Genomic DNA, 19,252 nt, shown 5'->3' with positions numbered 1-19,252 from the left:
TTGATAAGGAGGAAATATGGCAGAGCTATACACGGTCGGTAAGATCGTTAACACGCACGGCATCAAGGGTGAGCTCAAGATCATGCCAGTGACGGATTTTCCGGAGCAACGGTTTGCGCCTGGAAGCCAGCTGGTGATCGAAGGCAAAACGCCTCTGACCGTCACGGTGGCGGGCGCGCGTAAGCAGAAGCACATGTATCTGCTGAAGCTTGAGGGGTTTGACGATATCAACGACGTGGAACGCTTTAAGGGCCTTGAGTTGGGCGTGGCAGACGCGGATGCCGATAACCTGCAGGAAGGCGAGTACTACTACCACGATATCATTGGCTTGAATGTGGTCGATCAGCAAGGTGAAACCATTGGCCAAGTCAGCGAGATCCTCAGCCCCGGCGCCAACGACGTCTGGGTCATTCCGCGGCCGGGCAAGCCTGACGTGCTGCTGCCGTTTCTAAAGAGCGTGGTGCTGAGTATCGACCTTGATGCCAAAATTGCCCACGTGGACGTGCCAGAGGGGTTGATCGACGATGCGGATTGATGTGCTGAGTATTTTCCCCGACATGTTTGCGCCGCTGACGCAAAGCATGATCGGCAAGGCGTTGGAAAAGGATTTGCTGCAGTTTCAGGTGACCGATTTTCGCCAGTATTCCCATGACAAGCATCACCATGTTGACGACACCCCGTATGGTGGTGGGGCAGGGATGCTACTGAAGCCGGAGCCGATTTTTGAGGCGATGGATGCCATCAACGCCACGCATCCCGGCGACAAGCGCGTGATTTTGCTCGATCCGGCAGGCAAAACCTTTAACCAGGGTGAGGCCAAGAAGCTGGCCAAGGAAGATCATTTGGTTTTCATCTGCGGCCACTACGAAGGCTATGACGAACGCATCCGCAGTCTTGTGACCGATGAGTACAGCCTGGGTGATTTCGTGCTGACCGGCGGCGAATTGCCGGCAATGGTGATGATCGATGCGATCGCGCGCCTGCTGCCAGGGGTGCTCGGTAACGCTGAAAGCGCGCCGACGGATAGCTTTGAGAACAACCTGCTGGAGTACCCGGAGTACACTCGGCCGGCCAGTTACCGCGGCATGGACGTCCCATTCGTGCTGCAAAACGGCGATCACCAGAAAATTGCCGACTGGCGCCTGAAGGAGGCGCTGCGGCGGACACTGCTGCGCCGGCCCGATTTGCTCGAACATGTTGAACTGGATACAACAGGCAAACGCCTGCTGCGCGAAGTGCGCGGCGAAGAGGCCGGTCGTGCTTTAGATGATAAACTAAGCGATGAGTGACGCACTCGTCGCTTTTTTTGCGCGCGTGAAACTTTATTCTCTTGGTGGCCTACTAATGAGCGGAAAGGGGGAGTCGGGATGGCATTAACGCAAGCAGAGCTGGATTTGGTGGCCCAAGCAGTGGCTGGTGACCGGCAAGCGCTGACTCAGCTTATCCAGAACCGCGGCGATTACTTCTATCGCACTGCATACTTGTATGTAGGCACACAGGCGGACGCGTTGGACGTGATTCAAGAAGCGACGACGCAGGCCGTCAAAGCCGTGCGCAAATTGCGCGAACCGCCTTACTTCTATACCTGGTTTACCCGCATCCTGATCCGGCAGGCGCAGGCAATTTACCAGGGGCGCAAGCGTGAAATGACCGTGGCTCAAGTGCCGGACCGCGCGGCGCCGGTGCACGACCCGATAGTCGCAATCGATTTGTTGCAGGCGCTGAGTAAGCTTGGCGCTGACTACCGGCAAGTCCTCCACCTTTATTATTATCAAGACCTTTCAATCGCGGATATCAGCGCCGTTTTGAACATTCCGGAACCGACCGTGAAGACTCGGCTGCGGCGCGGGAGAATCGCACTTAAAAACGTGCTAGGAGGAGATTACGATGGATGAGCGGAAGACGCGCGCGCAGATGCACGCGGCAATCGATGAAATTCCAGTGCCAACTGCGGCGGTGAACGCGGCGATTCAGCGCGGTGTTGACGCTGCGCCCAAACGCCGCCGGTGGGGCATGCGCCTGCTACTGGCAGCCGCCGGAGTACTGCTGGCGACCGGTGGCGCCTTTGCCGTTAGCCCGGCAGTCGGTCAAGCGGTCGGGCAGGCCGTGAGTAACGCGACTTGGCTAAGCGAATTTTATTTACTTCACGGTGGGACGAACAGTGCTCGGACTTTTCACGTCAACGGCACCGCCAAGGCCTTGAACCAGCAAGTGACCTCGCATGGGCTTACAGTCCGGTTGGTTGAAGCCTATTACTCCGGGAAAACAATTGGGATCACCGGTGAGGTCACCGGGCTGACGCATGAGCAAATCTATCGAAACGGCGAAGACGAGCTGGGACTAGACAATCAAATTACGCCACTGCCAGGCGTGGAGGCTGATTCACTCGATTTTGCGCCGACCAAAACTGGTTACCGCTTCACTGAAACCTATCGCATCACCCGAGAGAAAGCGCCGACAAGCCTTCGCCTGCCCGTCACGATCACTCATATTAATGGGGTGCGTGGTGACTGGCGCTTTAGGCTCAATTTTCAGCAGAAGCCGGCGGTCACTCACGAGTTAAGTGGCAACTATACGCTCAGGCCTGGTGTCACACTGGTGCCGCTGCAAGCTGTGAAATATAGTCAAGGGGCGGAGTTGCGGTTCAACCTGACGTTTGATCAGGAACAGTATCTCGATGCCGCCATCACCGACATCAGAAGTGCCGATGGCCACTCCTTGCTTGACGTCAGCAATGGCTTCGACACGAAGAACGGCGTTAATTCTTTGCCGTTGAAACAGCTGCCCAACGCGGGGCAATCGTATCGTGTCCGGCTGGATTACCAGCTGAAGACTCAGAACCGGGGCCATACTGTGGTGCGCGAGATTGTACTCGTGCCTAAACCTAAGGGCACGCAATGATCATTGAACGTGTTGAATCTTGCACGCTCAGTCAGTTCCGAACTGGGTAACCGAAATTTGGCAGGCTGAACGGCGCCTAGTCGTCAACATTTTTTCTTTACACCGTCTGTCACCTATGCTAGAATTACATCTTGTGATAACTCACAAAACAACGATGTTCCGCTGGGCGGGATGCTTAAGAATGTCGACAAAGGAGCAGTTCTGATGAATCCATTAATTGCAGAAATTACCAAGTCCCAGCTGCGCACCGATATCCCAGACTTTCGGCCTGGCGATACGGTCCGTGTCCACGCGAAGATCGTCGAAGGCGACCGTGAACGTGTTCAGCTGTTTGAAGGCGTTGTGATCAAGCGCCGCGGCGTTGGCGTTAGCGCGACCTACACGGTTCGTAAGATTTCGAACGGTGTAGGCGTTGAGCGGACGTTCCCACTTAACACACCACGTGTTGAGAAGATCGACGTTGTCCGTCATGGCCAAGTCCGTCGGGCAAAGCTTTACTACCTGCGGGCACTCCGTGGGAAGGCTGCGCGGATCAAAGAGAAGCGCCGTTAATCCGAGAAGGCCGCGATTGCGGCCTTTTTTGATGCCGCGGAGGAACTATGGAAAAATTAATCACCGTCGTTTACTACCAACAAGGCTCGACTTTTCGCCTGATCAAAGCGTTCTCGTCGCCAACCCGCGCCGAAGAGTACCTGCGGATGATCCAGCACGCGCCGTTTCCGGGTGAGCAGCCGAGTGGTTACCAGCAAACAGTCTTACATCTGAACTAAGGAGTGAGCAGCATGGCACAACAGCCACAGGAACGCATTGACCGGATCAACGAGCTGGCCCACAAAGCCAAGGCTGAAGGGTTGACCGAGGAGGAAAAGGCCGAGCGGCAAAAGCTTCGTGAGGCCTACCTCAAAGATTTCCGGGCGGGGTTTGCGGATCAGCTTGAGACCACCCAGTTTTTCGACAAACAGGGTCACGAAATCACGCCGAAGAAAGTCCGCGAAGTGCAAAGAAAACGCGGATTGCGTAAAGATTAGCCTTTCAATCAATGCAAGCGTTTTGTACAATGAGAGAGTTGAATCTCACATGAAGGGGGGAATTTGAGATGATGTTCGCAATTGGGCTCATCGTTGGCCTGTTGGCCGGCGCTGTAGCCGGGTTCTTTGGGGCTCGCGCATATATGAAGAAGTACTTCCAAGATAATCCTCCTGTCAATGAGGAAATGCTGCAGAGCATGATGATGTCGATGGGTCAAAAGCCATCCCAGAAGAAGCTCAACCAGATGATGGCGCAGATGAAGCAGCAGCAAAAGAAAGCCAACAAGAAGTAGGCTTTGGGTTCTAGACTTGGAAACGGTCCGGCCATTTTTGGCTGGAGCGTTTTTCTTTTGGTCTGTTGCCGTTATTTCTCAGGGATTCGCTTGCAAACTCTTATCGTTTAATCATATAATTTTCAGACAGTGCGTTTTTGAGGAGGGCTGCTTGTAATGGGTATTTTTAAGAAACTGGGTTGGTATTTCAAACAGGAGTGGCGACGGTATTTGTTCGGGGTCGTCTTCCTGTTGCTGGTGGCCTTAGTCAACCTGATCCCGCCGCGCGTGATCGGCAGCCTGATCGATTTGATGGATGGGCACCAGTTGACGACGAGCAAGTTGTTTTTCATGCTCGGCCTGCTGGTCTTCGCCGGGGTCGGTCAGTACGTGTTCCGCTATGGCTGGCGCACCGCAATTTGGGGCGGCGCGGCCAAACTGGAAAAAACGCTGCGTTCGCGCCTGTTCTGGCATTTCATGAAAATGGATGCAACGTTCTACCAGCGCCACCGGACCGGGGACTTGATGGCCCATGCCACCAACGACCTGAACGCGATTCAAAACGTCGCGGGCGCTGGGATCTTGACCTTATTTGATTCCATCATTACTGGTTCGACGACAATCATCGCGATGATCATGTTTGTCGACTGGCGCTTGACCTTGCTGGCGATCTTGCCGATGCCGCTTTTGGCGATCATGGCCCGGAAGCTTGGCATGCGGCTGCACCGCGAGTTTTCGCGTTCACAGGCGGCCTTTTCGCGGCTGAACGACAAGACCCAAGAGTCCATTTCTGGGATCAAGGTCATCAAGACGTTTGGCCAGGATAAAGAAGATACCGAGGACTTCGACAAAATCGTCGATAAAACCATCGGCATCAACAAGCGGGTCAACTTCATTGATTCGTTGTTTGATCCGACGACCAGTCTGATCATGGGTATTACTTATATCATTACCATCATTTACGGCGGTCACTTGGTGATGAGCTCGGCAATCACCATTGGCCAACTGGTTTCGTTTGTTTCCTACGTGTCCGCGCTGGTTTGGCCCATGTTTGCGATCGGCCGGCTGTTTAACGTGCTGGAACGCGGGAATGCCTCCTACGACCGTGTCGCGAGTCTGTTGCGCGAAAAAAGCGCGATCATCGAGGCGCCAGATGCGATTCAGACGCCGGCTCACGGCGACATTCGCTTCAAGGTCAACAAGTTCAGTTATCCGGACGACGATCATGCAACGTTGGTGAACGTCCACTTCACGCTGCCGGAAGGCGAGACCCTTGGCATTGTGGGGCGGGTCGGCGCCGGCAAGAGTACAATTTTCAAACTCCTGCTGCGCGAGTTTGACAACTACGACGGCGAGATCGACTTCGGCGGTCACAACATCAAGGAATACACACTTGATGCGCTGCTGGATTCGATCGGTTACGTGCCGCAGGATAACTTCCTATTCTCGACCACGGTCGCCGACAACATTCGCTTCTCTTCGTTTGATAAGCAGCAGGAGGAAGTCGAGGAAGCCGCGCGGGAAAGTGCTGTTCACAACGACATTCTGGACTTCACCGAAGGATACGGGACGCTGGTCGGCGAGCGCGGTGTTAGCCTGTCAGGTGGGCAAAAACAGCGTTTGGCGATCGCACGGGCGGTCATTACCACGCCAGAGCTGTTGATCCTTGACGATTCGCTCTCCGCGGTCGACGCGAAGACGGAAGCCGAGATCCTGCACAACCTGAAGCAGGAGCGGCAAAACAAGACCACCATCATTGCAGCGCAGCGCCTGAGCTCGGTGATGCATGCCAACCAGATTCTCGTCTTGGCTGACGGTCATGTGATCGAGCGCGGCACGCACGAGGAGCTGCTGAAGAACGACGGTTGGTACGCCGAAATGTGGGCCAAGCAGGAGCTGCAAGGCGAAATCGAAACGAAGATTGAAGGTGAGACCCTTGGCTAAATATCAAAGTGCATGGTCTAAAAGCATTCCCGTGCGTGAACAAGTTCATATTTTCGGCCGGTTGATGGGTTACACCAAGAAGTACTGGAAGCAGTTCACCATGGCGCTGGTCGGCGCCGCCTTGCTGGCCGGAATGAACATCGCGTTGCCGTATGTGCTGCAGGTGTTCATGGATAAGTACCTGACCAACAAGAGCGCAACTGTGCAGATCATCCTGATCTTCGCGGTGGTTTACGCTTTCGGGACCATCATGAAAGGCCTGTTTCAGTTCATGCAGAACTTTGCCTTTCAGATGGGAGCCGAGCGCGGCCTTGAGGACGTGCGTCGAGCTTTATTCAAAAAGCTGCACACGCTGGGAATGCGCTACTTCGACCAAGTCCCGGCTGGTTCCATCGTCAGCCGTGTGACTAACGATACGATGACGTTGGCGGATTTTTGGAACGTTATTCTATCGGTGATTGTCGGTATGTTCTCGGTCATCTCCAGCTTCATCGCGATGTGGACCCTGAGCCCACGGATCGCGCTGTACGTATTGGCCTTCATGCCGCTGTTGATTTTTGCCATTTGGTATTACAGCCAGTACAGCTCCAAAGTCTACCGGCACATGCGCGAAAAGCTGTCCGAGCTGAACACGAAGCTTAACGAGTCGATCGAAGGCATTGGCATTATTCAACAGTTCAGGCAGGAAAACCGGATCACCAAGGAATTCGAAACGACTAACAACGACTACCTGGAGACGCGCAACGCGATGATCAAAACCAACTCGCTCTTGCTGTCGCCAATCATCAACCTGCTGTACAGTCTGGGCCTGGTTGTCGTTCTCTGGGCGTTTGGGGCGATGTCGATGGACACTGTGGTCAAAGCCGGGGTCGTTTACGCCTTCACTCAGTACGTGGCCAACTTCTTTAACCCAATGACCAACATGATGGACTCGTTGTCTTCACTGCAGGATGGGATCGTTGCGGGTAGTCGCATTTTCCACATTCTGGACGAAACAGAGTATGCACCAGCCCAAAACCCTGGTGCCAATGCCACCATCACGAAGGGGAAAATCGAGTTCCGGCACGTGTCCTTCGCGTATGACGGCAAGCACGATATTCTGCACGACATCAGCTTCATCGCCAATCCTGGCGAAACAGTCGCCTTAGTCGGGCACACCGGGTCTGGGAAGAGCTCGATCATCAACGTGATGATGCGCTTCTACGAATTCGGTACCGGCCAAATCCTGATCGATGATAAAGACATCCGTGATTACCCAATGCCGGAATTGCGGCAAAAGCTTGGGTTAGTCCTTCAGGATTCCTTCATGTTCTATGGGGATATTTCCTCGAACATTCGCCTGTTTAATGAAAACATTACCGATGAACAGGTCGAAGCGGCCGCGAAGTTTGTGCAAGCCGACTCCTTCATTGAAAAGCTGCCAAACAAGTATCACGCGCGCGTGATCGAGGGCGGCGCGCAGTTCTCCAGTGGTGAACGACAATTGCTGTCGTTTGCCCGGACCATTGTGACCGACCCGAAGATTCTGGTACTAGATGAAGCCACCGCGAACATTGATACGGAAACCGAAGCACTGATTCAAGAAGGGTTGCGGCGCCTGCGCAAGGGCCGGACGTCAATTGCCATTGCACACCGGCTGTCGACGATTCAAGATGCCAACTTGATCTTGGTGCTTGACGCTGGTCGGATCATTGAACGGGGCACCCATGAGGAACTACTGGCCAAGCATGGACGCTATTACGATATGTATGAGCTGCAAAATGGAACAATCACGGAATAAAATAAGAGTGCTGCGGACGTTCGCAGCACTCTTTTCTTTTCCCTCTGTGAAACAGTATTATGTGGACGATACAACAGATTCATACCCTTATAAAGGCAAAGCGCAAAATTGTTCTTTCATTAATGAAACAGGTGTGATAATCTTTGAAACAGATATTTGAAAGGAAGTCTTTGCCATGTCCAAACGTTTTGGGGCTGACCTTGTCGTCGAAAGCCTGATCAATCACCACGTGCCTTTTGTTTTTGGAATTCCCGGGGCGAAAATCGACCGCGTCTTTGAACGGCTGGAGCACCCAGTGGCAACGAACACGCCTAAGCTTATCGTGACCCGCCACGAACAAAATGCCGCCTTCATGGCCGCAGCAGTCGGACGTATGACCGGCGAGCCAGGTGTGGTTCTCACGACCTCTGGCCCAGGCGCGGCCAATCTGGCGACTGGGCTCGTCACGGCGACCGCAGAAGGTGATCCGGTCTTGGCGCTGTCCGGCCAGGTCCAGCGCAAGGACCTCCTGCGGTCGGCGCACCAAAGCATGCGCAACGCCGAGATGTTTGCGCCCATCACCAAGTACTCGGCCGAGGTGCAGGACGTGGACAACATCTCAGAACTGATGGCCAACGCTTGGCGCACTGCTGCGTCCGGCAAGCAAGGGGCCAGTTTTGTCTCGATTCCCCAAGATGTGACCGATGCGGAGACGGACAAAGCGGCGCTGGCGGTGAGTGACAAGCCGAAGCTCGGCCCCGCTTCCCTGAACGACATGGTCGATTTGGCCCGCCGCATCAAGGAAGCTGAGCTGCCGGTTTTGCTGCTGGGGATGCGCGCTTCTGCCCAAGATGTCACTGACTCGGTGCGCGACCTGTTGAAAACCGCGGCGATTCCAGTCGTGGAGACTTTTCAGGGCGCCGGCATTGTTTCGCACGACCAGGAGGATCACTTCTTCGGCCGGGTCGGGTTGTTCCGCAATCAACCAGGCGATCAGTTGCTGCAGCGCAGCGACCTCGTGATCGCCATTGGGTACGATCCCGTGGAGTATGAGCCGCGAAACTGGAATGCGGACGGGCGCGCCTCGATTGTGGTGATTGATTCGCAGGAAAGCGAGCTTGATCAGCACTTCCAGCCGCTTGAGGAGCTGGTGGGAGACATCTCGCAGACCCTTGAGTTGCTGATCCCGCAGGTGCGCGGTTATCATGTTGCCCCAGGAGCAGCGCATTACCTTGAAGGCCTGCAGGCTCAACTCAAAGCCAGCGATGTCCCGCCAGTCGCAAAAGCGAACCGCGTCCACCCGCTCAGCATTGTGGCTGCCCTGCAGACACGCGTGACCGACAGCATGACCGTGACCGTCGATGTGGGCTCGCACTATATTTGGATGGCGCGGCACTTCCGCAGTTACGAACCCCGCCGGCTGCTTTTTTCCAACGGGATGCAGACGCTGGGTGTAGCGCTGCCATGGGCAATTGCGGCCACGTTGGTGCGGCCCGGGGAGAAAGCCGTTTCCGTTTCCGGTGATGGTGGGTTCCTGTTTTCCGGGATGGAGCTGGAAACAGCCGTCCGTCTGCACGCCAACTTGGTTCACGTGATCTGGAACGATGGTCATTACGACATGGTGAAGTTCCAGGAGGAAATGAAGTATGGCCAATCGGCCGGGGTCGACTTCGGGCCGGTGGACTTTGTGAAGTACGCCGAGAGCTTCGGCGCCAAAGGGCTGCGCGTCGAGCGTCCAGATCAGCTTGGTGCCGTCCTAGATGAGGCATTTGCCGCCGATGGGCCGGTGATCGTCGACATCCCGGTTGATTACTCGGACAACGCGCAGCTGGGTGAAGCGATGCTGGCTGACCAGTTCTAAGGAGGGCACGATGAAAAAAGACTTGTTATATCAGCACGGCACGCTTGGCGCGCTGGTGCCGGGCTTGCTGAATGGCACGCAACCGCTGAGCGAGCTGCTGACGCACGGTGACTTTGGTATCGGCACGCTGACCGGCCTGAACGGGGAGCTGATCATTCTGGGCGGCAAGGTCTACCAGGTCCAAGCCTCCGGCAAGGTGGCTGAAATCAGTTCTGGCAGCGTGCCGTTCGCCAACGTCCACTTTCCTGATTTTGGGGCGCCGCAGCCGATTGAGGCCCGAACCGCGCAGGTGGTTCAGACTAAAATGCTGGCTCAAATCGGCACGCGGAATCTCTTCGCCGCAGTCTCGCTGCATGGGCGTTTCGCTCAGGTCAGGGCGCGTGCGGTAAAAGAGCAGCACCGGCCCTTTCCTGGGCTTGCAGCCACTGCGGCGGATCAGGCCGTGTTCAGCCGTCAGGACGTCACCGGCATGCTGATGGGGTACTGGTCGCCTCAGCTGTACGCGGGAATGGCCTCGCCAGGGTTCCACCTGCATTTTTTGAGCGATGACCACGACTTCGGCGGGCACGTGCTGGATTTTGCTGGCGTTACCGGTGAGCTTGCCACCCAGCGGTTCAGCGATGTTCAGTTGCACCTGCCTGCCGCCGACACTGAGTTCCTGCAGGCTGACCTTGAAGGCGATTTGCTGGCCGATATTACCAAAGCCGAGCACTGATCTTGCGGCCACCAGCTCATTTTGAGTTGGTGGTTTTTGCTTTTCAGGCGGGGTTCAGGTATAAGGGGGATAGGCAAAGGAGGTCATGTCGATGATTCGCATTGCAACGGAAGCAGATATCCCAGCCGTGGTGAAGCTATTTCATGATTACTACCAAACTAGTACGGTGCCGCACGACTTTGACGATGACAAGATGACGGCATTTTTGACTGATCGCCTGAAAAATCAGCAGGCGGGCCTGTTAGTGGGCGTGGCAGATGACCAGGTCGTCGCCTTTGCGCTGCTTTACGTCACCCAAAACACGCGGGATCTGGGCCCTCAGGTCATCATCAACGACGTGTTCGTTGCCGCCGCATACCGCCGGCGGGGGATCGCCCGGCAGCTGATGACCGCAAGCTTTAACTGGGGCCGCCAGCACGGCGCTAGGCACGTGACCTGGCAGACCAGAACGACCAATGCCGCGGCCCAGCCGTTGTATGATCAACTGGGTCAGCGGGAAAGCGGCTGGATCCATTACGATCACGATTTACCAGATTAAAAAACGCCCGGCAATTAGTTTGACGGACGTACTTGGCGCAGTGGAAAGCTGCGCTATTTATTTGCCGTGGCGGAAGCCGTAAGCGAAGTAGATCAGCAGGCCGATTCCAAACCAGATGAGGCTCATCATCCAGGTCTCTTTTGAAAGCTGGCTCATCAGCAACAAGCAAAAGAGAAACGACACGACCGGGACGACTGGGTAACCTGGCACTTTAAACCCGGGGTTGTGAATCTGCTCGTGCTTACGCAACGGCAAAATGCCTAGGCTGACAATGGCAAAAGCGATCAGGGTCCCAATGTTGACTAGGTTGACCAGCTGAGTCAACGGCACGAGACCGCCAAGCACAGCGATGACGATGGTGACCGTGGTGAGCGCGTGATGGGGCAGCTGGTTCTTGACCTCGCCGAACCATTTTGGCAAGAGACCGTCGCGGCCGATTGCGTAGACCAAGCGCGAGCTAGAGTAGATCATGGTGACCATCATTGTGAACATGCCCGCCAGTGCGCCGACTGCAATGATGCCGGCGAGCTGCGGCTGGTGGATGAAGTTCAGCGCGAACGACACCGGATCGGCCACGTTGAGGTGCGTGTACTTCACCATGCCGGTTAAAACGATTGCGACCAGCACATACAGGATGGTGGCGATGATCAAGGTGCCAATGATGCCGCGCGGCAGGGTCTTCTGCGGCTTTTTCACTTCAGGCGCGCTGGCTGAAACGGCGTCAAAGCCCAGATAGGCAAAAAAGACGAGCGACGCGCCGGCGAGAATGCCCTTGACGCCGAACGGCATGAAGGGGTGCCAGTTAACCGGCTTGATGTAAAAAGCCCCGACGACCACGAAGATGCCGATGATCAGCAGCTTAACGAGGACCATCGCGCGATTCACCGCCATGGAGGTGTTCATGCCGCGTGAAAGCATGGAGCCGATCAGCAGGATGACGAGCACCGCGATCAGGTTGATGTAGGTGCCATGCGCCGGATCAAACGCGCCACTGATGGCTTGAGGCAGGTGCAGGCCGAAACCGCTGATCAGACTGGCGAAGTAGGCGGAAAAACTAGTCGACACAACGGCCACCGCCAGCATGTATTCGAGGATCAAGGCCCAGCCGATCACCCAGCCGACCAGCTGACCGAAGACGATGCTGCCATAGGCATAGGCGGAGCCGGCCACAGGCAGGGCCGAAGCAAACTCGGCGTAGCACATCGCTGCTAGCGAGCAAACCACCGCGGCCAAGACAAAGGCCAGCGTGATGGCTGGCCCACTAGTCGTTGCCGCGACCGTGCCTGGTAAAATAAAGATCCCGGTGCCAATCACGGCACCGATGCCCAGGGCGATCAGGTCCCGAGTGGTCAGCGTGCGCGCCAGCTGGTGGTCCGCATTGAGGGTGCTTTCCACGTCTGGCTTGTGCGTGATGCGCTGCCAAAAGCTCGGTTTACTCATTTAACTTTGCCAGCCTCCTTTTCCGCTAGGTACTTCTTCTGATCCGGCACGTACTTGAAGGTCGGGTCGATTGCCTTATCGATGGCGTCAAAAGACTGCTGCATCTGTTCGCCAAGCTGGGCGGTCATTGCGTCCGTCACGCGGCCTGCGGGCACGGTGATGGGATCGCCGAACCGGACGGTGATGCGCTTGCGCAGAAAAATGTGTGAGAACTTGACCGGTCCTTGGTAAACGGCCGGGACGATCGGCACCTTGGCGAGCTTGGCAATCAAAACCGCGCCGCCCTTGAGCTGCTGCGAGTAGCGCGAGCCGGAAGGAAAAATCATTACGGCCAACTTGCCCTCTTTTAATGTACGCACAGGGATCTTGATGGTGCTTGGGCCGGGGTTTGCCCGGTTGACGGGAAAGGCGTTGGCATGGTCAAGAATCCAGCGTAAAATAGGATTCTTGAAGAGCTCCTCCTTGGCCATGAATGAGTATTTGCGTGGGCTGCCAGCCAGCGCGAAGAAAAGCGGGTCCCACCAGGTGCGGTGGGGGCCAACGAGCACGTATGGCCCGTCCGGCAAGGCTTGCTTATTTTCGTAATGGGTGTTGCCGTTGATCAGCAGGACAAGGACCCGCACGACCCAGCGGATGAATGAATAAAACATGATGTTCATTCCTTCCATAAAATGCCGCTTGCGGCTTAGGATATTGTTCGATAAATTATACCACAAACGCTTTACGGCGTTAGCAGGAGGCCATGGCATGGGTGAAGTTGCTTTAGAGCCAGATGAACGCGTTGACGAGCTCAAGGGAGCCGGCATTCGCATTATTCAAAGTCCACAAGTCTTTGCGTTTTCGTTGGATGCGGTGCTGCTTGCAGACTTTGCCATGATCAAAAAGACGAGTCGAGTCGTTGACCTGGCCGCTGGCAATGGGGCAGTGGGTCTGTTCGTGGCCCGTAAAACCACCAACCAGGTGACACTCATCGAACTGCAAGCCAGGCTAGCAGATATGGCGCAGCGCAGCGTCCGGTTGAACGACCTGACCAACGTTGATGTGCACCAGCAAGACCTGAAGGATGCCACTCAGATCGTGTCCAAAGATTCGGTCGACGTGGTGACCTGCAATCCGCCGTACTTCAAGGTGACCGATCAGTCGTTGACCAACCCCAATGACCACCTGGCTCTGGCTCGCCATGAGTTGACCACCAATTTTCAAACGGTCTGTCAAACCGCGGCGAGCCTGCTGAAGTACCAGGGAAAGGCGTTTTTCGTGCACCGACCGGAGCGGCTTGAAGAATTGCTCTCAACCATGGCGGCCGCGGACCTTGCCCCTAAGCGCGTGCGGTTCATTCACCCCAAGGCGGACCGCGAGGCGAACATGGTCCTGCTGGAAGGCATTCGCTCTGGCAAACCGGCGGGGATGCGCATCCTGCCACCACTGGTGGTGTACGGATCTGATGGGCGTTACGGGGAAGAGGTGCAGCACTTACTTTATGGCTAAATACTTCTTTTACGTCCTGCTGTGCGCTGATGGGACATTCTATGGTGGTTATTCGACGGACGTGACTGCGCGCGTGGCCACCCACAACGCAGGGAAAGGGGCCAAGTACACGAAGACTCGGCGGCCGGTGCGGCTGATTTACTCGGCAGGTTTTGACAACGAACACGATGCGCTGTCAGCAGAGTGGCATTTTAAACACCAAAGTCGGGCCGCAAAAGAGGCGTTTCTGGCGGCCCATCAGGTGCACTGGTAAGTCCTGCACCTAGCAAATAAAGTTGCACAACGCTGGTTTTCTCTGTATAATCTTTTAAGTGTGAAAAACACACAACCCACATCAGGGTAAGATCGTCTGGCCGGTGCTTCGGGAGAAGTGGCCAAGCGAGTTGACGACTCTGAGAGGAATAAAACCATATGGAGGACTACACATGTCTGTATTAAGCATGAAGCAATTGCTTGAAGCTGGTGTCCACTTCGGTCACCAGACCCGTCGTTGGAACCCAAAGATGAAGCCATTCATCTTCACGGAACGCAACGGGATCTACATCATCGACCTGCAAAAGACGGTCAAGATGATCGACGACGCCTATAACTTCGTCAAGGAAGAGGCTGCTGATGGCGGCGTGTTCCTGTTCGTCGGCACCAAGAAGCAGGCTCAGGATGCGATTCAAGAAGAAGCCACTCGCGCCGGTCAGTACTATGTCAACCACCGTTGGCTTGGCGGTACGCTGACCAACTGGAACACCATCCAGACTCGGATCAAGCGCCTTAAGGACATCAAGAAGATGGCCACTGATGGGACCTTCGATAAGTTGCCGAAGAAGGAAGTTTCCCTGCTCAAGAAGCAGCAGGCCAAACTTGAGAAGTTCCTCGGCGGGATCGAAGACATGCCTCGCATCCCAGACGTGATTTTCATCGTTGACCCACGCAAGGAAAAGATCGCCGTTCAGGAAGCACAAAAGCTGAACATCCCGATTGTTGCGATGGTCGACACGAACTCTGATCCTGACGACATCGATGTCATCATTCCTTCAAACGATGACGCGATCCGTGCTGTTCGCCTGATCACCTCCACCATGGCTGATGCCATCATTGAAGGCAACCAGGGTGAGGACCAGACCGAAGACGCTGATGCTGACCAGCAGCCAGCTGACGACGCACCTAAGTCCGATTCGATCGAAGACATTGTGAACGCCGTTGAAGGCGACAACACGAAGCCTGCTGCCGAATAATTAAATCGTAAGTTAGACTCAGCCGTCTGTGCTTTGCAGCAATTGCAGGCGCAGGCGGCTTTTTTAAAACAAACTTTAGGAGGAACTCAAGAAATGGCTATTACCGCAAAGCAAGTCAAGGAACTGCGCGACCGCACTCAGGTCGGCATGATGGATGCGAAAAAGGCACTGGTTGCCGCTGATGGCGACATGGACAAGGCAATCGACGTTCTGCGCGAAAAGGGCCTCGCAAAGGCTGCTAAGAAGGCGGGCAACATTGCCGCTGAAGGGTTGACCGCCATTACGGTTGACGGGAACGCTGCTGCCATCATCGAGGTCAACTCGGAAACCGACTTCGTGGCGTCCAACGACAAGTTCCAAAACTTTGTGAACGGCGTTGCCAAAGCCGTTGCGGCGGGCAAGCCGGCTGACATGAACGCTGCCCTGAAGCTCGACGTTGACGGCCAGACGGTCGACGAAGCGGCCAAGGCGTTGACCGCTGTCATCGGCGAAAAGATCGACCTGCGCCGCTTCACGGTGGTCGAAAAGACCGACGGCGATCACTTCGGCGCATACCTGCACAACGGCGGCCAAGTCGCTGCGCTGGTCACGCTTGAAGGCGGCGACGACGAGACGGCCCACGACATTGCGATGCACGTGGCAGCCATCAACCCGCAGTACCTGGATCGCACTCAGGTGCCAGCCGATGAGTTGAAGAAGCAGACCGACTTGTTCACCAAGGAAACGGTTGATGAAGGTAAGCCAGAAAAGATCGTGCCGCGGATCGTTGAGGGCCGGGTCAACAAGTGGCTGTCCGAGATCTCCCTGGTGGATCAGGAGTTCGTGAAGGATTCCGATAAGACCGTTGCCGAATACGCCAAGAGCAAGGGTGCAACCGTTAAGGGCTTTGTTCGCTACGAAGTTGGTGAAGGCATCGAAAAGAAGCAAGATAACTTCGTCGATGAAGTCATGGGTCAGATCAAGGACTAGTTTCTTTTTGGGGGTCACGCTTGGTGCGTGGCCTTTTTTTGCGAAGGCGGGTCACGCTCGTTGGGGCAAGGCCTACTCTGGTATGGTAAACTAGTAACAGCAACTCAGGAAGGGACAACTCTCATGATCAAATACAAACGCATTGTACTCAAAGTTTCTGGTGAAGCGCTTGGCGGTGAAAGTGGCGCCGGCATTCAGCCACCGGTCATCAAGCTGATCGCCGAGCAGATCAAGCAGGTCCATGATATGGGCGTGCAGATCGCGATCGTGTGCGGCGGCGGCAACATCTGGCGCGGCGAAACCGGCGCGGCGATGGGGATGGAACGTGCCCAAGCCGATTACATGGGGATGCTGGCCACCGTGATGAACGGGCTGGCGCTGCAGGACAGCCTCGAAAAGCTTGGTGTGGCGACCCGCGTGCAGACTAGTATCGAAATGCGCCAAATCGCGGAGCCTTACATCCGGCGGAAGGCTGTTCGGCACCTTGAAAAAGGGCGCGTCGTGATTTTCGCCGGCGGCACGGGTAACCCGTACTTCAGCACGGATACCACGGCGGCACTGCGGGCGGCTGAAATTGGCGCCGACGCGATTCTGATGGCGAAAAACGGCGTTGACGGCGTTTATTCCGCGGATCCGAACAAGGACGCCAACGCAACGAAGTTTGATCACCTCAGCCACATGGACATCATCACAAAGGGGTTGAATGTCATGGACTCCACTGCCAGCACCTTATCCATGGATAATGACATTCCGCTGGTCGTATTCAATTTGAATGATCCGGACAACATCAAGAAGGTCGTTGAGGGCGAGCACATCGGCACAACGATCCAAGGAAAGGATTAACATGGCGAACCAAATTATTGATGACGCCAAGGCGTCAATGAAGAAGTCTGAGGACGCATTGTCCCGCCAGCTCGGCACAATCCGGGCCGGCCGCGCCAACGCCAGTCTGCTTAACCGCATCGAAGTTGAGTATTACGGCACGAAAACCCCGCTGAACCAAATTGCGGCGATCACGGTGCCAGAAGCCAGGGTCCTATTGGTTAGCCCGTATGACAAGTCCAGCTTGAAGGATATCGAGTCCGCGCTGAATGCGTCAGATCTGGGCATCAACCCGGCGAATGATGGCAACGCGATTCGGTTGGTCGTTCCCCAGCTGACTGGCGAGCGGCGTGCTGAAATCGCCAAAGAAGTGGGCAAGTTCCAGGAAGAAGCCAAGATCGCGATCCGCAACATTCGGCGCGACGCTTTGGACAAGCTGAAGAAGCAGGAAAAGGCCGGTGACATTACGGAAGACGACCTGCACCGCGGCGAAAAAGACGTCCAAAAGGTCACCGATGACTCTGCTAAACGCATTGAAGCCATTGCGGCAGCTAAGGAAGAAGAAATCAAGGAAGGCTGATCACCAGCCTCGGCCCGCGTGTCTCGCGCGGGTTTTTTGTTGTCAGCTGACGTTTGCCGGACCGGAGAGTCGGCACAGCAACTGCGGCCGCTTTTTCAGCGGGCCGTTTTCTGCTACAATACATTAGATGTGACTAGTTTCACGATGGAGGAATTTCTGTTGGCCAATCAATCACTTGATCCCACACGCATTCCCGCGCATGTCGCCATCATTATGGATGGCAATGGCCGCTGGGCCAAAGCCCGGCACCTGCCGCGCGTCGCCGGGCATAAACAAGGCATGGAAGTTGTCAAAACCATCACCAAGGCGGCGAGTCGTCTTGGCATTAAGGTGCTCACGCTTTATGCTTTTTCAACCGAGAATTGGAAACGGCCCACCAGCGAGGTTTCATACCTAATGAGGCTGCCAGTCGACTTTTTCGGCACATTTATGCCTGAGCTGATTCAGGAAAATGTGCGCGTGCAGGTGATGGGCGAGCTCGATGCCTTGCCGGCAAAAACGCGGCAGGCCGCCGATGACGCGATGGCTGACACTGCGCAAAACACGGGCATGATCCTCAACTTTGCGCTGAACTACGGCGCGCGCGACGAGCTGGTCCAAGCCGCTCGCAGCATGGCGCAGGAGGCCAAGGAAGGTCAGCTCGACCCCACTTCAATCGATGCGCAGGTTGTGGCTGATCACTTGATGACGCGCCACTTGGGCGCCTTGGCGGACCCGGATCTGCTGATCCGCAGCAGCGGGGAGGAGCGGCTGTCAAACTTTTTGCTGTGGCAGCTGGCTTATTCCGAGCTGGTGTTCACCGATACTTATTGGCCTGATTTTACCGGGGCGGTGCTTGAATCCTGTATCGTTGAGTATCAGGCACGTGACCGCCGGTTCGGCGGATTAACAAGTTAACGGAGGTTGGTTATGAAACAACGAATCATTACAGCGGTGGTGGCGCTGATCATTTTCATCCCGATCCTGATCCTTGGCGGGGTCTGGATCGAGGTCGCCGGGTGCGCACTGGCTGTCATTGCACTGTCAGAAGTGTTCATCATGCGCAAGAAGATCATTGTCTCGTTTGATTTTCTCATCTCCGCGCTTGGCGTGCTGGCGGTAACGGTGCCGGACAGTCTGCTCAAATGGCTGCCGGCTTACATTTCTCGGCTCGACGTCATTTACTTGTTCGTGGTGCTGCTGCTTTTGAACACGGTCGCCAGCAAGAACAGGACGACTTATGACGACGTCGCCGTGTCCGCCTTGTCGATTTTTTACATCGGCACCGGCTTCCACTATTTCATCATGCTGCGCAACGACCCGAACGGAGGGTTGGATACGTTGCTGTTCGCGATGCTGATTGTGTGGCTGACGGACTCCGGCGCTTACTTCTGCGGCCGGGCGTTCGGCAAGCACAAACTGTGGCCGGCGATCAGCCCCAACAAGACTTGGGAAGGCAGCCTCGGCGGCAACCTGACGGCGCTCATCTTTGCGGCGATCTACTTGAACTTCTTCCCGCAGGCATACGGCTTTTGGCCGATGATGGGAATCGCACTGGTGCTTTCAATTATCGGCAGCCTCGGCGACCTGATTGAGTCGGCGCTGAAACGCTTTTACGGTGTCAAGGACTCTGGCAAGATTCTGCCCGGGCACGGCGGTATTTTGGACCGGTTCGACAGCATGCTGTTGGTCATGCCGATGATCCATTTCTTCGGGATCCTTTAACC

At 55.6% G+C, this 19,252-nt stretch carries 23 protein-coding genes; 21 read left to right on the top strand and 2 right to left on the bottom strand.

Going from position 1 to position 19,252, the window contains the following annotated elements; all coding sequences use genetic code 11:
• The first annotated feature begins 16 nt into the window (after nt 1-16).
• From rimM to FC75_RS07555, 13 genes are all read left to right on the top strand, one after another.
• Entirely contained in the window at nt 17-535 is a 519-nt protein-coding gene (gene rimM, locus FC75_RS07610; RefSeq protein WP_054664732.1) for a ribosome maturation factor RimM, read from the top strand.
• Nucleotides 525-1,289: a tRNA (guanosine(37)-N1)-methyltransferase TrmD gene (gene trmD, locus FC75_RS07605; RefSeq protein WP_054664729.1), complete on the top strand. Its 765-nt coding sequence runs from the start codon at nt 525-527 to the stop codon at nt 1,287-1,289. The genes rimM and trmD overlap by 11 nt, the downstream gene beginning before the upstream one ends.
• A 78-nt stretch (nt 1,290-1,367) precedes the next feature.
• Nucleotides 1,368-1,895 carry a sigma-70 family RNA polymerase sigma factor gene (locus FC75_RS07600; protein ID WP_054664726.1) on the top strand — a complete coding sequence of 176 codons (528 nt, stop codon included), beginning with the start codon at nt 1,368-1,370 and terminating at the stop codon, nt 1,893-1,895.
• Nucleotides 1,888-2,901: a DUF4179 domain-containing protein gene (locus FC75_RS07595; protein ID WP_056989549.1), complete on the top strand. Its 1,014-nt coding sequence runs from the start codon at nt 1,888-1,890 to the stop codon at nt 2,899-2,901. Before FC75_RS07600 ends, FC75_RS07595 begins: the two co-directional genes overlap by 8 nt.
• Before the next feature lie 204 nt (nt 2,902-3,105).
• Nucleotides 3,106-3,453, top strand: a complete 348-nt coding sequence (rplS, locus tag FC75_RS07590) for a 50S ribosomal protein L19 (protein WP_054661399.1) — start codon at nt 3,106-3,108, stop codon at nt 3,451-3,453.
• 47 nt (nt 3,454-3,500) lie between these two features.
• Nucleotides 3,501-3,671 carry a hypothetical protein gene (locus FC75_RS12885; protein ID WP_169790463.1) on the top strand — a complete coding sequence of 57 codons (171 nt, stop codon included), beginning with the start codon at nt 3,501-3,503 and terminating at the stop codon, nt 3,669-3,671.
• 12 nt (nt 3,672-3,683) lie between these two features.
• Complete coding sequence (locus FC75_RS07585; protein WP_054661402.1) at nt 3,684-3,929, top strand: DUF896 domain-containing protein; 246 nt, start codon at nt 3,684-3,686, stop codon at nt 3,927-3,929.
• A gap of 68 nt (nt 3,930-3,997) precedes the next feature.
• Nucleotides 3,998-4,222 carry a YneF family protein gene (locus FC75_RS07580; protein WP_054661405.1) on the top strand — a complete coding sequence of 75 codons (225 nt, stop codon included), beginning with the start codon at nt 3,998-4,000 and terminating at the stop codon, nt 4,220-4,222.
• A 156-nt stretch (nt 4,223-4,378) separates the two neighbouring features.
• Complete coding sequence (locus tag FC75_RS07575) at nt 4,379-6,145, top strand: ABC transporter ATP-binding protein (protein ID WP_056989548.1); 1,767 nt, start codon at nt 4,379-4,381, stop codon at nt 6,143-6,145.
• The gene (locus FC75_RS07570; protein WP_054661408.1) at nt 6,138-7,925 is read left to right on the top strand and encodes an ABC transporter ATP-binding protein; all 1,788 of its coding nucleotides are present in this window, start codon (nt 6,138-6,140) and stop codon (nt 7,923-7,925) included. Before FC75_RS07575 ends, FC75_RS07570 begins: the two co-directional genes overlap by 8 nt.
• Nucleotides 7,926-8,100: 175 nt before the next feature.
• Nucleotides 8,101-9,765 carry an acetolactate synthase AlsS gene (gene alsS, locus FC75_RS07565; protein ID WP_054661411.1) on the top strand — a complete coding sequence of 555 codons (1,665 nt, stop codon included), beginning with the start codon at nt 8,101-8,103 and terminating at the stop codon, nt 9,763-9,765.
• 10 nt (nt 9,766-9,775) lie between these two features.
• Nucleotides 9,776-10,480: an acetolactate decarboxylase gene (budA, locus tag FC75_RS07560; protein ID WP_056989547.1), complete on the top strand. Its 705-nt coding sequence runs from the start codon at nt 9,776-9,778 to the stop codon at nt 10,478-10,480.
• A gap of 91 nt (nt 10,481-10,571) precedes the next feature.
• Nucleotides 10,572-11,018: a GNAT family N-acetyltransferase gene (locus FC75_RS07555; protein WP_054661413.1), complete on the top strand. Its 447-nt coding sequence runs from the start codon at nt 10,572-10,574 to the stop codon at nt 11,016-11,018.
• Nucleotides 11,019-11,075: 57 nt separating this feature from the next.
• Here the strand turns inward: FC75_RS07555 and FC75_RS07550 are convergent, their stop codons facing one another.
• Together FC75_RS07550 and FC75_RS07545 are read right to left on the bottom strand one after the other, a co-directional pair.
• The gene (locus FC75_RS07550) at nt 11,076-12,458 is read right to left on the bottom strand and encodes an APC family permease (protein WP_056989546.1); all 1,383 of its coding nucleotides are present in this window, start codon (nt 12,456-12,458) and stop codon (nt 11,076-11,078) included.
• The gene (locus tag FC75_RS07545; protein WP_054661523.1) at nt 12,455-13,108 is read right to left on the bottom strand and encodes a lysophospholipid acyltransferase family protein; all 654 of its coding nucleotides are present in this window, start codon (nt 13,106-13,108) and stop codon (nt 12,455-12,457) included. The genes FC75_RS07550 and FC75_RS07545 overlap by 4 nt, the downstream gene beginning before the upstream one ends.
• Before the next feature lie 97 nt (nt 13,109-13,205).
• On the opposite strand from FC75_RS07545, the gene FC75_RS07540 reads away from it, so the two are divergent.
• The 8 genes from FC75_RS07540 (at nt 13,206) to FC75_RS07505 (ending at nt 19,250) form a co-directional block, all read left to right on the top strand.
• A complete protein-coding gene (locus tag FC75_RS07540; protein ID WP_054661416.1) occupies nt 13,206-13,946 on the top strand; it encodes a tRNA1(Val) (adenine(37)-N6)-methyltransferase in 741 nt (246 codons plus the stop codon).
• Nucleotides 13,939-14,199, top strand: coding sequence for a GIY-YIG nuclease family protein (locus FC75_RS07535; RefSeq protein WP_054661419.1), 261 nt, complete (start codon nt 13,939-13,941; stop codon nt 14,197-14,199). The genes FC75_RS07540 and FC75_RS07535 overlap by 8 nt, the downstream gene beginning before the upstream one ends.
• Before the next feature lie 172 nt (nt 14,200-14,371).
• Nucleotides 14,372-15,175: a 30S ribosomal protein S2 gene (gene rpsB / locus FC75_RS07530; protein ID WP_054661422.1), complete on the top strand. Its 804-nt coding sequence runs from the start codon at nt 14,372-14,374 to the stop codon at nt 15,173-15,175.
• 93 nt (nt 15,176-15,268) lie between these two features.
• Nucleotides 15,269-16,144 (top strand): translation elongation factor Ts, encoded by an 876-nt coding sequence (gene tsf, locus FC75_RS07525; RefSeq protein ID WP_054661425.1) that lies wholly within the window; start codon nt 15,269-15,271, stop codon nt 16,142-16,144.
• Nucleotides 16,145-16,267: 123 nt separating this feature from the next.
• Complete coding sequence (gene pyrH / locus FC75_RS07520; protein WP_056989545.1) at nt 16,268-16,987, top strand: UMP kinase; 720 nt, start codon at nt 16,268-16,270, stop codon at nt 16,985-16,987.
• Between the two features lies 1 nt (nt 16,988).
• Complete coding sequence (gene frr, locus FC75_RS07515) at nt 16,989-17,546, top strand: ribosome recycling factor (RefSeq protein ID WP_054661428.1); 558 nt, start codon at nt 16,989-16,991, stop codon at nt 17,544-17,546.
• Between the two features lie 159 nt (nt 17,547-17,705).
• On the top strand, nt 17,706-18,443 hold the full coding sequence (locus FC75_RS07510; RefSeq protein WP_235808714.1) for an isoprenyl transferase: 738 nt from the start codon (nt 17,706-17,708) through the stop codon (nt 18,441-18,443).
• 12 nt (nt 18,444-18,455) lie between these two features.
• On the top strand, nt 18,456-19,250 hold the full coding sequence (locus FC75_RS07505) for a phosphatidate cytidylyltransferase (protein WP_056989543.1): 795 nt from the start codon (nt 18,456-18,458) through the stop codon (nt 19,248-19,250).
• Nucleotides 19,251-19,252 lie beyond the last annotated feature (2 nt).

This window comes from Lacticaseibacillus camelliae DSM 22697 = JCM 13995, assembly GCF_001436615.1.
In the GTDB taxonomy this organism is placed as follows: Bacteria; Bacillota; Bacilli; order Lactobacillales; family Lactobacillaceae; genus Lacticaseibacillus; species Lacticaseibacillus camelliae.
The sequence above is the reverse complement of the archived record's forward strand: the minus strand, read 5'-3'. Positions and strand labels throughout refer to the sequence as shown.

Coding starts and splice junctions, on each gene's coding strand:
- rimM (WP_054664732.1), top strand. CDS start 17: ATGGCAGAGCTATACACGGTCGGTAAGATCGTTAACACGCACGGCATC.
- trmD (WP_054664729.1), top strand. CDS start 525: ATGCGGATTGATGTGCTGAGTATTTTCCCCGACATGTTTGCGCCGCTG.
- FC75_RS07600 (WP_054664726.1), top strand. CDS start 1,368: ATGGCATTAACGCAAGCAGAGCTGGATTTGGTGGCCCAAGCAGTGGCT.
- FC75_RS07595 (WP_056989549.1), top strand. CDS start 1,888: ATGGATGAGCGGAAGACGCGCGCGCAGATGCACGCGGCAATCGATGAA.
- rplS (WP_054661399.1), top strand. CDS start 3,106: ATGAATCCATTAATTGCAGAAATTACCAAGTCCCAGCTGCGCACCGAT.
- FC75_RS12885 (WP_169790463.1), top strand. CDS start 3,501: ATGGAAAAATTAATCACCGTCGTTTACTACCAACAAGGCTCGACTTTT.
- FC75_RS07585 (WP_054661402.1), top strand. CDS start 3,684: ATGGCACAACAGCCACAGGAACGCATTGACCGGATCAACGAGCTGGCC.
- FC75_RS07580 (WP_054661405.1), top strand. CDS start 3,998: ATGATGTTCGCAATTGGGCTCATCGTTGGCCTGTTGGCCGGCGCTGTA.
- FC75_RS07575 (WP_056989548.1), top strand. CDS start 4,379: ATGGGTATTTTTAAGAAACTGGGTTGGTATTTCAAACAGGAGTGGCGA.
- alsS (WP_054661411.1), top strand. CDS start 8,101: ATGTCCAAACGTTTTGGGGCTGACCTTGTCGTCGAAAGCCTGATCAAT.
- budA (WP_056989547.1), top strand. CDS start 9,776: ATGAAAAAAGACTTGTTATATCAGCACGGCACGCTTGGCGCGCTGGTG.
- FC75_RS07555 (WP_054661413.1), top strand. CDS start 10,572: ATGATTCGCATTGCAACGGAAGCAGATATCCCAGCCGTGGTGAAGCTA.
- FC75_RS07550 (WP_056989546.1), bottom strand. CDS start 12,458: ATGAGTAAACCGAGCTTTTGGCAGCGCATCACGCACAAGCCAGACGTG.
- FC75_RS07545 (WP_054661523.1), bottom strand. CDS start 13,108: ATGTTTTATTCATTCATCCGCTGGGTCGTGCGGGTCCTTGTCCTGCTG.
- FC75_RS07540 (WP_054661416.1), top strand. CDS start 13,206: ATGGGTGAAGTTGCTTTAGAGCCAGATGAACGCGTTGACGAGCTCAAG.
- FC75_RS07535 (WP_054661419.1), top strand. CDS start 13,939: ATGGCTAAATACTTCTTTTACGTCCTGCTGTGCGCTGATGGGACATTC.
- rpsB (WP_054661422.1), top strand. CDS start 14,372: ATGTCTGTATTAAGCATGAAGCAATTGCTTGAAGCTGGTGTCCACTTC.
- tsf (WP_054661425.1), top strand. CDS start 15,269: ATGGCTATTACCGCAAAGCAAGTCAAGGAACTGCGCGACCGCACTCAG.
- pyrH (WP_056989545.1), top strand. CDS start 16,268: ATGATCAAATACAAACGCATTGTACTCAAAGTTTCTGGTGAAGCGCTT.
- frr (WP_054661428.1), top strand. CDS start 16,989: ATGGCGAACCAAATTATTGATGACGCCAAGGCGTCAATGAAGAAGTCT.
- FC75_RS07505 (WP_056989543.1), top strand. CDS start 18,456: ATGAAACAACGAATCATTACAGCGGTGGTGGCGCTGATCATTTTCATC.